Here is a 12,893-nt window from a genome sequence, read left to right on the forward strand (position 1 = left end):
GATAAGATGGCTTTTAATTATGATTATTATTTAAGAACAGACAAAATGCCTACACTTTGGTGTTGGGGATGTGGAGATGGTGTTATTCTAAAATCAATGGTAAGAGCATTTGCTAAACTTGGTTGGGATAAAGATGATATTTGTGTAGTTTCTGGTATTGGATGTAGTGGAAGATTATCTTCTTATTTAGATTGTAATACAGTTCATACAACTCATGGTAGAACAGTTGCTTATGCAACAGGAATTAAACTTACTCATCCAGAAAAACATGTAGTTGTAGTTGCGGGTGATGGTGATGGTCTTGCAATAGGTGGAAATCATACAATTCACGGATGTAGAAGAAATATTGATTTAAATTTTGTTTTGGTTAACAACTTTATTTATGGACTTACAAATTCACAAACTTCTCCTACAACTCCACAAGGTATGTGGACTGTTACAGCTCAATATGGAAATATTGATCCAACATTTGACCCAGCAGCACTTGCAAAAGGTGCAGGGGCTACATTTATTGGTAGAGAAAGTGTAGCACAAGCTCAAAAACTTGAAAGATTGTTTGTAAAAGGGTTTACTCATAAAGGATTTAGTTTCTTTGATGTTCATTCAAATTGTCATATTAATCTTGGTAGAAAAAATAAAATGGGAACTGCAAAAGCAAACATTGATTGGATTGAAGGTAATTTAATGAGTAAAGCTAAGTGGGATAAATTTTCACTTGAAGAACAACATGAATTAAAAAAACAAGGTAAATTTCCAAGAGGTCTTTTATGGCAAGTAAAAGATGATGAATATTGTGATTTATATGATACTGTTATTGAAAAAGCAGGAGGAAAAAAATGAAACAAATTAGAATTACAGGAGTAGGAGGACAAGGTGTTCTTCTTGCTGGGGAAATTTTAGCAAGATCTAATATTGAAGCTGGAAAATATGGTGTTCAAGCAGCGACTTTCACTTCTCAAGTAAGAGGAGGTCCAACTAAAGTTGATATCGTTTTAGATGATAAAGAGATTCTTTTCCCTTATGCTAATGACGGTGAAATTGATTTTATGCTTTCTGTTGCTGATTCTTCTTATCAACTATTTAAAGATGGTGTAAAGACAGGTGGAATTATTGTATATGAACCAAATTTAGTTAATCCAACAAAAGAAGATAAAGAAAAATGGAATCTTTATCCAATTGGTGTAATTACAATTGCAAAAGAAAAAGTTGGAAATGTTATTACTCAATCAGTTGTAGCACTTGCCATAGCTGCTGTTATGAATGGACTTGATGAAGATTTAGTATTTAATACAATGGTTGCTAGAGTTCCAGCAAAAGCAGTAGAAATTAATAAAAAAGCTTTTGTATTAGGTGTAGAAGCAGCAAAAGTTGCACTTGCAAAAGGGCCAATAAAAGCGTAAGCTTTTTTGGTTTTTCTTTTTTTTATTCAAGTAAAATTTTAAATGACTTTTGATAAAATTATAATTGGAGGTGGTGCTTGTGGAATTATGAGTGCTATAATTTCAGCACGACAAGGCCTAAAAGTTTTAATTATCGAAAAACTTCCCAAAATTGCACAAAAACTTAAAGCTTCTGGTGGTGGAAGATGTAATCTAACAAATAGACTTCCAACTCAAACTTTTATAGAAAAATTCGGTAAAAATGGGCGTTTTATAAGAGATTCTTTACAAGAATTTGACTCTACTAAATTAGTAAATTTTTTTAAGGAAATAGGTGTGGAAACTCATTCGGCCGATGGTTTTAGAGTTTTTCCCACTTCTCATAACTCTTCTACAATTATAGAAGCTTTGGTAAAAGAATTAAATAAATTAAATGTCCAAATTATAACTTCTACAAAAGTAGAAAAAATTTTAGTTTCTAATGGAAAAGTGATTGGAGTTCAAACGACAAAAGGTAATTTTAAATCTGAAAAGATAATTTTAGCAACGGGTGGGGCAGGTTATCCGATGTTAGGAGGCGAAGGTGATGGATTTGAATTAAGTGAAGAAATTGGTCATAAAATAACTGAAATTTTTCCAGCAATGATGCCTTTGAAAGTAAAAGAAAAATGGGTAAATAATTGTAGAGTTGATACAATTGGAAAAGCATCAATAAAAGTTAATTTAAAAAAATATAAAAATTTAAAAGCCCAAGGAGATTTGATTTTTACAAAAGATGGGATTAGGGGACCTGTTGTTTTAGATTTTGCAAGAGAGATAACTCCTCTTTTATCTAAATTCGATGAAGTTCCTATTGTTATCAATCTCGTAAAAGGTAAAACTCAAGAAGAATTAAAAGAATTTTTAAGAGATAATTTTATAGAAAATTGTAAAAAACTTTTACCAAACTCTATTTTAAATGAAATTTTTATTTTAAGTGGATTAAATGCTAATCTGATAAAAGAAATAATGAAAATAGAAATAAAGCAAAAAATAAAAAATAAAATTATTGAATTAATGACAAATATGCCTTTGACGATTACTGGAAGTGATGGTTTTAAAATGGCAATGATAACAAGGGGTGGAGTATCTTTAAAAGAGATAAATCCTAAGACAATGGAAAGTAAAATTGTGAAAGGTCTCTATTTTTGTGGAGAAGTTGTTGATATTGATGGCCCTTGTGGTGGTTATAATCTACAATGGGCCTTTTCAAGTGGCTATGTTGCTGGCAAGAATTGATTTAAGCTTAAATTTAACACTTTTCTAAATCTTTATAAAAACTCAATTTATCATAATTTTGCAATTTACATTTTGCACATATTAAAGCATCCACAAAATCAATGTTTTTATTTTCTATAATATTTAAAGTCTCAAATAATATTATTTTATTTCTATTGATTACTCCTTCTAATGAAAGAATAGTTTTAAGATCTGATATTACTTCGTTTTTAGGAAGTTTATAAAATTTTGTAAGTACAAAAAATGCTTCCATTAAAACTTCACTTAAAATCTCAACTTCTCTTTTACCTTTTTCAATTTGTTCAAAATATTCAGTGCTCTTTTTTAGAAATTTTTCATTATCTCCTGTTAAAAATCTAATAATAATATTTGTATCAAGAAGATAAACCATATTTTTCCTTCATAGTTTTCATTATTGATATTTCTTTAATTTCTTCTAATGACAGATCATTTTTTTGAATTCTATTTTTATATTTACCTGATAAATTTTTTACAACTGATTTTTGTTTTACAGGATAAACTATAGCAAGAACTTCTTTTTTTCTTTTATCAACAATTTGCAATGCTTCTGTTATGTTTTTAAAAATTGAAATGTTTTTTTGGATTTCTCCAATACCAATACTTATCATGCCAATCTCCTTTATAAAAAGTATTTATATATTACAGATATATTATATATAAATAAAAGAATTTTGTCAATTAAAATTTTAATTAGTTTAATTCTTTGATAATTTTTCTCTAAACCAACATAAACTCTTTGATTTTTTCTCTACTTTCAAAACTTTCGGCTTCTATATTTTCACCATTTATTCCTACAATTCCTTTGTTAGCTTTTGTATAAGTAATCAAAATTCTACTTGCAAGTTTTTTAGTTTCCGTGTCAGCATTACTTTCAATAACTCCCACAGGTCCAGGAACTCCAATTGGAAACATTTTAATAAATTTATCTCCATTGTAGGCTTTTAAAATAGGATTTTCATCTTTGTTTCGTGAAATAATTACTTTTTTATCATTTACAATTAAATGTCTTCCCACTTTTAAAATATCAATATCATTTACTTCTAGTTCTCTTGTTTTTATAAAATTTCTTAATCTGTTTGAAAAATTTTTATCAGTTAAAAGGCATCCTCCGGCTGGTGATTCGTAATTTTCTAAAGCAAATTCTTTGGCTAATTGTATTTGAGATTTCCTTTCTCTCCCACTAATATCATACATTTTTTCTCTATCAATCCATCCTTCAATTTCTGGTAAAGTTGGGGGTAAAAGTTTTGCACTAAGTGGTCTTACTACAATTTCAGGTTCTTTTACTAATTTTTGCATTTTATGAAGGCCATCAAGTTTTTGGCTCATTGGTCTTTGACCTAAAACCTCGCCACTGATTATAAATTTAGCGCCAACTTCTTTCATATAATGGAAAGCTACATTTATCATATTTGCATGACAATCTATGCAAGGATTGAAGTTTTTACCATATCCATATTTTGGAGTAAATAAAATTTCATCTAAAAATTGTTGTCTTGAATCTATGGAAGTAAATTTCACCCCTAAATCTTGGGCAGTTTTTTTAAGATATTCTTCTTTTCCAAAGTTACTTTCAAATCCAGTATTTATATTAACAGCTTCTATTTCTATTCCCATATTTTGTATAATTTTGATAGCCAAACAGCTATCAAGTCCACCACTAAAAAGTGCTATTGCTTTCATAATATTCCTTTTTCTAACTCTTTTATTTTTTCTCTTAAGATTCTTGCTTTATGTGCTTTTTCTTCTAATGAAACAGTTTCAAAATTCAATTTTTTAAGCTCATTTGTATAATTGACTTTTAAATTTTTTTTTATTGCATTCATTAAGCTTTTATATTCAAGTATTTTAATTTCATCATTTAATACTATATCTAAAAGAGCAGGATTATCGAAATCTTCTTGATATAAAAGCTCTAATTCATATTGGTGAGTTTTAAATATTTCAAGTGGTAGATATTCAGCAACTTCATTTAAATAGTTTCTATTTTCATAAACAGTTTTAATAATACTAGCTTCTGCATGTTCTATTTTTTTATTGGAACTTAGTTGAATATTTTTATTTCTTATTTTAAAGAATTTTTTTGGTATTTGCATAATTTGAGATGCATAGTTCGCTATGTCATCTTGCGTTATTGGATTTAGACTCATTATAAAATTTTTTATTTCATTAAAAGCCTCTTGTTTTTGATGAGGATTTTTTAAATTATATTTGTTTAAAGTTTCTTTTATTATAAATTCTATAAAAGGTGTATTGTTTTCAAAAATAGGTATTAAATCTTCATTATTTTTAATCATATCAGCTGGATCAAGGCCTTCTTTGAAAATTACCGCTCCACCTTCAAATCCATTCTGAGCTAAAAGTGTAGAAGCTTTAATTGCAGCATTGATTCCCGCATTGTCTCCATCGTAAGCCACTATAATTTTTGCATTAAGCTTTTTTAGAATAGGTAAATGCTCATTTGTAAGAGCTGTTCCAAGTGTTGCTACTGCATTAGAATATCCTGCTTGATGAAGCATAATTACATCCATATATCCTTCTACTATTATAATTTCTTTTTTTCTTAAAATTTTTTCTCGTGCGAAATTAAGCCCATAAAAAGTTTTACTTTTATTGAATATTTTTGTATTTGCATAGTTTATATATTTTGCAGGATGATTTGAAATAGTTCTTCCTCCAAAGGCTATAATTTTATTATTTGTTGAAAAAATAGGAAATGTAATTCTATCAATGAGTCTTGCATATAGCCCATTTTCACCCTTTGCAAAGGCCCCTAACTCAGTAGCTTTATTTATAGGTAGTTTTGACTGATTTATAAAATTAATTTGTTCATTAGAACTTGGTGCAAATCCAAGTCCAAATTTTTCTATTGTATTCTCATTTAAGCCTCTTGTTTTTAGATAATTATAAGCTTCTTGATTATAAATTAATTTTTGTTTATAAAAGCTATTTAATTTTTCTAAAATATTTGTAACTGTAAAGTTTTTATTTTTTGTATATTCTAATTCTAAATTATACATAGATGCTAATTTTTCGATAGCTTCAGGATAATTTAACTTTTCATAATCCATTATAAATTTAATGGCATCACCACTTGCTCCACATCCAAAACAGTGATATATCTGTTTTGTAGGACTTACTACAAATGAAGGTGTTTTCTCATTATGAAAAGGACAATTTGCAGTAAAATTGCTTCCTTTTTTTTTGAGTTGAATATAATTTCCAACAACATCAACAACATCAGCAATACTTTTTAGATTTTGAATCGATTCAGGTTTTATCATAAGAGAATTATATCTAAAAAGTTGGTATAATTATAAAAAAAGGCTTTAAATGATTAGTTATTCAAATCCACTTTTTAGTATTATTATTTTTTTATCAATTGTAGCAATTACTATAATGATTACAAATTTTTTAGGAAGTTTAAAAGAAAAAAATAGAATTAAACATTTAAAAGAATTTATAGATAAGTTTGAATTTTTAAATGATAAAGATATTAAGAATGTTTTAAAGGATCAGATTTCTATAAATGCTCTGTTTTTATTAGCAATGGCATTTGAAAAAGAGGGAAATTATGAAAAAAGTTTGAATATTTATTTAGCTATATTAGAAAATGTTACTAAAAATGAAAAATTTGATGTTTTACAAAAGGTAGCAAAAGTCTATTTTAAAGCAGGATTTTTACATAAAGCAAGAGTTGCCTTACTTGAAATTTTAAGAAGTAAACCAAGAAATAAAGAAGCTCTTAAACTACTTTTAATAGTAGATGATAAACTAAAAAATTATGATGAAATGGAAAATATTGTAGAAATTTTTGAAGAACTTGAAATTGATGTAGAAAAAGAAAAATGTTATATATTATTTAAAAAAGCTCTTTTTGAAATGGATAAAGATAAACTAAAAAAACTTTATAATAAATATCCGTATTTAAAAAGAAGTTATATTTCATATTTGATATCTGCTAATCCTAAAGAAGTTTTTGAAGAAATAAATGAAAATGATGTATATGAGATGCTTGATATTTTTTATAATTATGAATCTCTTCCTGTTAAAAACAATGCTTTAATTCAAATAAAAGCATCAAAAAAAGAGTTAGAAACTACTATAAAAAGTCCTATTTTTGAACTTGAAGTATTAAAATATTTACCTAAGGATTTAGCAAATTTAGAATTTGAATATATTTGTCAAAATTGTAAACATGTATATCCTATTTATGATGAGAGATGTCCGAATTGTAAGGAGTTATTTACTTTTAAAGTTGAACCTATAATTAGTAAAAATAGTATAAAATATAGAGAAAATTATAATTAAACTCTTTAATTTTCTAAAAATATTTTAATTTTATTGTCAATTAATTGTAAATAAATTATTTTTTGTCCTTGAAATGTAGTATTTCCTGCTTTAAAAAATTCATAAAAACTAATTCTATAAATATTTTTATTTTTTGATGGATAAGGAGTTATTTGAATATTACTAAATTTTAAAGTTTTATGTTTTTGATGAGAAAATATTAAGCTTTTCATATTAGCAAATTGTTGAAAATTTAATTTATTATCTTTTTTGAAACTATTTTTGTCATAAAAAGATAGGTATTTATCTAATTTATTATATTTCCAATCATATCTCCATTCGAATAAATTTTTCAAAATAGTAGCTATTTTTTCTTTATTAGTTGTTGGTAAATTTTTTGTATCAATAATCAAAATAGTGTCTTTATAGTCTATTTTCTTAGATAATTGAAGTAATTCATTATTTGGAATAGCAATACAACCTTTTGTATCAAAGTCTCTAGTTGGATCATTTTTTGGAAAACCATGAATCCAAATACCATGACCACTTTTTCCTAAATATTTATCATATAAATTTGGATAATTAGTAGGATAAGCTAGTGGTCCATAAAAATCACTTAATTCATTATCATCTAATTTGTATTTAAGAGTATAAATACCAATTGGAGTTTTCCCATCTCCTTCAATCCATTTATCACCACTGTTTTTTCCAGTTAATATATTTGTAAATTTTGTAGATAGTTGTAATTTCTTATTATAATTATAAATAAACAGATCTTTTTTGGTTTTAAAACATACAATTACATTAACGGGATTATCATAATATCCAAATTTAACATTTTTATTTTGTAATAAATAGTTTATATATTCGTCTGAATATAAAACTGTATCAGCTTTTTTTTCCCAATTATTGTTTTGTCTATAATTATTAAAAACAGTCATGTCTGCTTTTAAAAATGATATTAAAATAAATGAATATAATAGTAGTTTCATAAAACTCCTTGAATTTTTTGGAAATTATACCAATTTTAGATAAAATTTTATAAAAATATTTGCCAATAAGGATAAAAATGGAAAATTTAGAAGAAGTTTTAGCTAAACATAAATTAAGCAAAGCTGATTATGACCATATTATAGAAATTTTAGGAAGAGAACCAAATATAGTTGAAATTGGTGTTTTTAGTGCAATGTGGAGTGAACATTGTAGTTATAAATCAAGTAAATATTATTTAAAAGGTTTTCCGACATCTGCTCCTTGGGTAATACAAGGTCCAGGAGAAAATGCAGGTGTTATTGATATTGGTGGAGGAATGGCTGCTGTTTTTAAAATGGAATCACACAACCATCCAAGTTTTATAGAACCTTATCAAGGTGCCGCAACTGGAGTTGGTGGAATTTTGAGAGATATTTTTACAATGGGAGCAAGACCGGTTGCTAATTTAAATGCTATTAGATTTGCACATATTCAAGGAAATGATGAAATTGCTAAACTTCATAGACATTTATTAAATGGAGTTGTAGAAGGAATTGCAGGATATGGAAATTGTATAGGAGTTCCTACGATTGGTGGTGAAGTTGCTTTTGAAGAGTGTTATGCAGGAAATAACTTAGTAAATGCATTTAGTTTAGGACTTGCTAAAAATGATGAAATTTTTTATGCAAATGCAAGTGGTAAAGGAAATCCAGTAATTTATGTAGGAAGTAAAACAGGAAGAGATGGACTTGGTGGAGCGGTTATGAGTAGCGATAGTTTCGAAGAAGGTCAAGAAGACCAAAGACCAACTGTTCAAGTAGGAGATCCATTTACTGAAAAACTTTTAATGGAAGCTTGTTTAGAACTGTTTAAACATGATTATATTGTAGGTATTCAAGATATGGGTGCTGCTGGTCTTACTTCATCAGCTTTTGAGATGCCAAAAGGTGGAGCTGGTATGAAAATGTATCTTGACAGGGTTCCTGCAAGAGAAGAAGGAATGACTCCATATGACTTTATGCTTAGTGAAAGTCAAGAAAGAATGCTTATTTGTGCTAAAAAAGGGTGCGAAGATAAAGTAGTTGAAATATTTAAAAAATGGGAACTTGATGCTGAGGTAATTGGTGAAGTTACAAACACTGGAAGAATGGAACTTTTCTGGCATAATGAAAAATGTGGAGATATTCCAATTGCACCAGTTAGTGAAGAATCACCTGAATTAGTTAGACCAGTAGCAAAACCAAAATATATTGATGAAATTAAAAATATTGAATTAAATAAAGATATTCCAAATCAAGAAGTATTTGAAACTTTAATCAAAGATAGCGAAGTATTAGATAAAAGTTATGTTTATAATCAATATGATTCAATGGTGCAAACAAACACAACAGAACATCCTGGAAGTTTAGATTCAAGTGTAATTAGAGTAAAAGAGAATGGTATATTTTTGGGTATGAGCACAAATTGTAATGCAAGATTTTGTTATATAGATCCTAAACTTGGTGGAGCTGAGGCTGTAATGAAATCAGGTAGAGATGTAGCTGCTAAAGGGCTTAAACCACTAGCAATTACAGATTGTCTGAATTTTGGGAATCCAGAAAAACCAGAAACAATGTGGCAATTTAAAGAATCTACGGATGGAATCAAAGAAGCTTGTAAAGAGTTAAACACTCCAGTAGTTAGTGGAAATGTTTCACTTTATAATGAAACTAGTAATGAAAATATTTTTCCAACTCCTGAAATAGGTACTGTTGGAGTGGGAGACAAGGTTAGAAGTTCTAAATGGATAAAAGAAGGAAATTTACTTTATGTAATTGGTGAAACAAAAAGTGAATTTGGTGGAACTTTATATCTAAAAAAACTTTATAACAAAATTGCTGGAGTTCATCCAGAAGTTAACTTTGATAAAGAAGTGAATTTATGGAAACTTTTAGAAAGTGAAAATATTGAATCAGCTAAAACTGTTGGCGTAGGTGGAATTGCTATTGCACTTTATAAAGTAGCTTGTGTAAGTAATAAAGGTTGTGCAATAGAAGTAAAAGTCGATGATAAAAAAGATATTTTTAGTGAAACTATTTCAAGAGCAATTGTTGAAATTGCACCTGAAAATGCTGATAAATTTGAAGAAGAAGTAAAAAATATTGGGATTTATGTAGAAAAAATTGGAAAAGTTGGTGGAAATAAAATAAAAGTTAATGATGTTGAATATGGTTTAGAAGAAGCAAAAAATATCTATTTTAATAGATTAAGAAATATTATGAAAAATGACATAGAAGGAGTAATATAATGAGAGCATTATTAAGTGTAAGTGATAAAACAGGAATTGTTGAATTTGCTAAAAGTTTAGAAAAGTTAGGTTTTGAAATATTATCAACTGGTGGAACTTTTAGAGTTTTATCTAAAAATGGAGTAAAAGTTATAGATGTTACAGAAGTTACAAAATTTCCAGAATGTTTTGAGGGAAGAGTAAAAACTCTAAATCCTTATATTCACGGAGGGATTTTACATAAAAGAAATGAGCATAAAGAAGAAGCTAAAAAACTTGGAGTTGAGGCTATTGACTTGGTTTGTGTAAATTTATATCCATTCAAAGAAACTATCGAAAGAACAGATAATTTTGATGAAATTATTGAAAATATTGATATTGGTGGTCCTACAATGGTAAGAAGTGCTGCTAAAAATTTTAATGATGTTATTATTGTTACAAATAGTAACAATTATGATGAAGTAATTGATGCACTTAAAAATAATAAAAATACATTAGAATTTAGAAGAAATTTAATGATTAAAGCGTTTGAGCATACTGCAAATTATGATGCAATGATTGCTAATTATATGAATAAAAGATTTAATGATAATTTTGGGGAATATAAATTTATAGCTGGTAAAAAAGTTATGAATACAAGATATGGAGAAAATCCTCATCAAAAAGGTGCTTTATATGAATTTGATAATCATTTTGATAATTTAAAAACACTTAAAGGTGAAGCAAGTTTCAATAACTTAACTGATATGAATGGTGCAGTTAGAGTTGCAGTTGCTATGGGAAAAGGTGCAGTTTCAATCATCAAACACGCCAATCCTTGTGGAGTTGCTTTGAAAGACACACTAATGGATAGTTATACCCAAGCTCTAAAATGTGACCCAATTAGTGCTTATGGTGGAGTTGTAGCAATTAATGGGATTTTAGATGAAGAACTTGCAAAAGAAATAAATAAAATTTTTGTTGAGGTTATTATCGCTGGAAGAATTACAGATGAAGCAGTGAAAGTCTTTGAAAAGAAAAAAAGAATTAAACTTTTTGAAGTTGGAAGTGATGAGCTCTATATTTCAGGTGATGATAGTGATTTCAAACATATTGAGGGTGGTTTTGTTTCTCAAGATGCAGATAGAGTTAACTCTGATGAAGTTAAAAATGCTAAATGTGTAACAAAAGCAAAAGCTGATAATTTCAAAGATTTAGAAATGGCTTGGAAAATTGCAGCACTTACAAAATCAAATTGTATTGTTTATGTAAAAAATGGTGCAATGGTTGCAATTGGAATGGGAATGACAAGTAGAGTGGATGCGGCACAATGTGCTTTGAAAAAAGCAAAAGAATTAAATCTTGATGTAACAGGTTCAGCTGTTGCAAGTGAAGCTTTTTTCCCATTTAGAGATTCAATTGACGCGGCAGCAACGGCTGGAGTGAAATATATTGTTCAACCTGGTGGAAGTATCAGAGATGATGAAGTTATTGAAGCCGCTAACGAAAATGATATAGCTATGTATTTTACAGGAATTAGACATTTTTATCATTAATTTGTTATAATTGTAAAAAAAATAAGGAGAAATGATGAAAAAATTAGCAGTTTTAGCTCTTAGTTTAGTTACAGCAACTACTATTTTTGCAAAAGAAGTAAAAGTAGGTGTTATTATGCCTATGACAGGTGCAATTGCTGGGTATGGTCAAATGACTAAAAAAGGTATTGATTTAGCAAATGAAATGAAGCCTACACTTAAAAATGGTGATACAGTAAAACTTGTATATGTTGATAATGCAGGTGATAAAACACAAACTGCAAATGCAGTTAATAGATTAAATCAAGAAAAAGTATCAGCAATTATAGGTGCGCTTACTTCTTCTAATTCATTGGTAGTAGCGCCAATTGTAAAAAGAGAAAAAATACCAACAGTAGCTCCAGTATCTACAAATAAAATAGTAACTTATAATAATCCATATATGAATAGAGCTTGTTTTATAGATCCATTCCAAGGAAAAGTAGGTGCAAAATATGCACTTCAAAATGGATATAAAAATTCTGTTGTAATTATAGATAAAGCACAAGCTTATTCAGTTGGACTTGCAAAAAACTTTATGAAATATTATAAAGCACATGGTGGTAAAGTTTTGAAAGTTCTATTTATTTCAACTGGAGATAAAGATTTTAAAGCAATTTTAGCAAATTTAAAAAATGCAAATCCTGATTTTGTGTATGCACCAATATATACACCAGAAATGGCTCTTATGGCTAGACAAGCAAAAATGTTAGGAATTAATAAACCAATTTTAGGTGGAGATGGACTTAGTGATCCAACTTTAATAAAAGTTGCAAAAGATGCAGCAAATGGAATTATGTTTAGTGACCATTTCAATGAAAAAGCTACACCAACTAAATTATCAAAAGAATTTGTAGAAAAATATCATAAAAAATATAATAATGAATCAGTTCCAAGTTTTGCAGCAAATGGAGCTGACAGTTATTTCATAATTATAAATGCTATGGATAAATGTAAAAATCCAACTGATAGACAATGTATTGCTAAAAATATTACAAATACTAAAAAACTTGAAGGTGTAACTGGATATATTACAATTCCTAAAAGTGGAAATCCTATCAAATCAGCAGTTATTAATGAAATTGAAAATGGAAAAATAGTATATAAAACTACAATTAATCCATAAGGAAAAAA

The 12,893-nt window shown here is 27.8% G+C and carries 12 protein-coding genes; 7 read left to right on the forward strand and 5 right to left on the reverse strand.

Going from position 1 to position 12,893, the window contains the following annotated elements; translation table 11 throughout:
* The first annotated feature begins 6 nt into the window (after window positions 1–6).
* The 3 genes from ACZ5OA_RS03205 to ACZ5OA_RS03215 are packed head-to-tail and all read left to right on the forward strand — an operon-like array spanning window position 7 to window position 2,657.
* Complete coding sequence (locus tag ACZ5OA_RS03205) at window positions 7–840, forward strand: 2-oxoglutarate ferredoxin oxidoreductase subunit beta (RefSeq protein WP_464908088.1); 834 nt, start codon at window positions 7–9, stop codon at window positions 838–840.
* Window positions 837–1,400: a 2-oxoacid:acceptor oxidoreductase family protein gene (locus ACZ5OA_RS03210; protein ID WP_464908089.1), complete on the forward strand. Its 564-nt coding sequence runs from the start codon at window positions 837–839 to the stop codon at window positions 1,398–1,400. The genes ACZ5OA_RS03205 and ACZ5OA_RS03210 overlap by 4 nt, the downstream gene beginning before the upstream one ends.
* Before the next feature lie 42 nt (window positions 1,401–1,442).
* Complete coding sequence (locus ACZ5OA_RS03215; protein ID WP_464908090.1) at window positions 1,443–2,657, forward strand: BaiN/RdsA family NAD(P)/FAD-dependent oxidoreductase; 1,215 nt, start codon at window positions 1,443–1,445, stop codon at window positions 2,655–2,657.
* 13 nt (window positions 2,658–2,670) lie between these two features.
* Here the strand turns inward: ACZ5OA_RS03215 and ACZ5OA_RS03220 are convergent, their stop codons facing one another.
* From ACZ5OA_RS03220 to dnaG, 4 genes are all read right to left on the reverse strand, one after another.
* Window positions 2,671–3,048: a PIN domain-containing protein gene (locus tag ACZ5OA_RS03220; RefSeq protein WP_464908091.1), complete on the reverse strand. Its 378-nt coding sequence runs from the start codon at window positions 3,046–3,048 to the stop codon at window positions 2,671–2,673.
* Window positions 3,032–3,286 carry a hypothetical protein gene (locus tag ACZ5OA_RS03225; RefSeq protein ID WP_464908092.1) on the reverse strand — a complete coding sequence of 85 codons (255 nt, stop codon included), beginning with the start codon at window positions 3,284–3,286 and terminating at the stop codon, window positions 3,032–3,034. Before ACZ5OA_RS03225 ends, ACZ5OA_RS03220 begins: the two co-directional genes overlap by 17 nt.
* A 109-nt stretch (window positions 3,287–3,395) precedes the next feature.
* Window positions 3,396–4,361 carry a 7-cyano-7-deazaguanine synthase gene (locus tag ACZ5OA_RS03230; protein ID WP_464908093.1) on the reverse strand — a complete coding sequence of 322 codons (966 nt, stop codon included), beginning with the start codon at window positions 4,359–4,361 and terminating at the stop codon, window positions 3,396–3,398.
* Window positions 4,358–5,962: a DNA primase gene (gene dnaG, locus ACZ5OA_RS03235; protein WP_464908094.1), complete on the reverse strand. Its 1,605-nt coding sequence runs from the start codon at window positions 5,960–5,962 to the stop codon at window positions 4,358–4,360. Before dnaG ends, ACZ5OA_RS03230 begins: the two co-directional genes overlap by 4 nt.
* 49 nt (window positions 5,963–6,011) lie before the next feature.
* On the opposite strand from dnaG, the gene ACZ5OA_RS03240 reads away from it, so the two are divergent.
* Window positions 6,012–6,989: a tetratricopeptide repeat protein gene (locus tag ACZ5OA_RS03240; RefSeq protein ID WP_464908095.1), complete on the forward strand. Its 978-nt coding sequence runs from the start codon at window positions 6,012–6,014 to the stop codon at window positions 6,987–6,989.
* Window positions 6,990–6,994: 5 nt separating this feature from the next.
* On the opposite strand, the gene ACZ5OA_RS03245 is transcribed toward ACZ5OA_RS03240, so the two are convergent.
* A complete protein-coding gene (locus ACZ5OA_RS03245; RefSeq protein ID WP_464908096.1) occupies window positions 6,995–7,960 on the reverse strand; it encodes a L,D-transpeptidase family protein in 966 nt (321 codons plus the stop codon).
* A gap of 77 nt (window positions 7,961–8,037) precedes the next feature.
* Here ACZ5OA_RS03245 and purL point away from each other — a divergent pair, with 77 nt between their 5' ends.
* From purL to ACZ5OA_RS03260, 3 genes are read left to right on the forward strand one after another with little or no spacing between them, the layout of a single operon-like run.
* Entirely contained in the window at window positions 8,038–10,227 is a 2,190-nt protein-coding gene (gene purL / locus ACZ5OA_RS03250) for a phosphoribosylformylglycinamidine synthase subunit PurL (RefSeq protein WP_464908097.1), read from the forward strand.
* A complete protein-coding gene (gene purH / locus ACZ5OA_RS03255; RefSeq protein WP_464908098.1) occupies window positions 10,227–11,741 on the forward strand; it encodes a bifunctional phosphoribosylaminoimidazolecarboxamide formyltransferase/IMP cyclohydrolase in 1,515 nt (504 codons plus the stop codon). The genes purL and purH overlap by 1 nt, the downstream gene beginning before the upstream one ends.
* A 34-nt stretch (window positions 11,742–11,775) precedes the next feature.
* On the forward strand, window positions 11,776–12,885 hold the full coding sequence (locus ACZ5OA_RS03260; protein ID WP_464908099.1) for an ABC transporter substrate-binding protein: 1,110 nt from the start codon (window positions 11,776–11,778) through the stop codon (window positions 12,883–12,885).
* Window positions 12,886–12,893: the final 8 nt, after the last annotated feature.

It is taken from the genome of Thioreductor micantisoli, assembly GCF_055392745.1.

Coding starts and splice junctions, on each gene's coding strand:
- ACZ5OA_RS03205 (WP_464908088.1), top strand. CDS start 7: ATGGCTTTTAATTATGATTATTATTTAAGAACAGACAAAATGCCTACA.
- ACZ5OA_RS03210 (WP_464908089.1), top strand. CDS start 837: ATGAAACAAATTAGAATTACAGGAGTAGGAGGACAAGGTGTTCTTCTT.
- ACZ5OA_RS03215 (WP_464908090.1), top strand. CDS start 1,443: ATGACTTTTGATAAAATTATAATTGGAGGTGGTGCTTGTGGAATTATG.
- ACZ5OA_RS03220 (WP_464908091.1), bottom strand. CDS start 3,048: ATGGTTTATCTTCTTGATACAAATATTATTATTAGATTTTTAACAGGA.
- ACZ5OA_RS03225 (WP_464908092.1), bottom strand. CDS start 3,286: ATGATAAGTATTGGTATTGGAGAAATCCAAAAAAACATTTCAATTTTT.
- ACZ5OA_RS03230 (WP_464908093.1), bottom strand. CDS start 4,361: ATGAAAGCAATAGCACTTTTTAGTGGTGGACTTGATAGCTGTTTGGCT.
- dnaG (WP_464908094.1), bottom strand. CDS start 5,962: ATGATAAAACCTGAATCGATTCAAAATCTAAAAAGTATTGCTGATGTT.
- ACZ5OA_RS03240 (WP_464908095.1), top strand. CDS start 6,012: ATGATTAGTTATTCAAATCCACTTTTTAGTATTATTATTTTTTTATCA.
- ACZ5OA_RS03245 (WP_464908096.1), bottom strand. CDS start 7,960: ATGAAACTACTATTATATTCATTTATTTTAATATCATTTTTAAAAGCA.
- purL (WP_464908097.1), top strand. CDS start 8,038: ATGGAAAATTTAGAAGAAGTTTTAGCTAAACATAAATTAAGCAAAGCT.
- purH (WP_464908098.1), top strand. CDS start 10,227: ATGAGAGCATTATTAAGTGTAAGTGATAAAACAGGAATTGTTGAATTT.
- ACZ5OA_RS03260 (WP_464908099.1), top strand. CDS start 11,776: ATGAAAAAATTAGCAGTTTTAGCTCTTAGTTTAGTTACAGCAACTACT.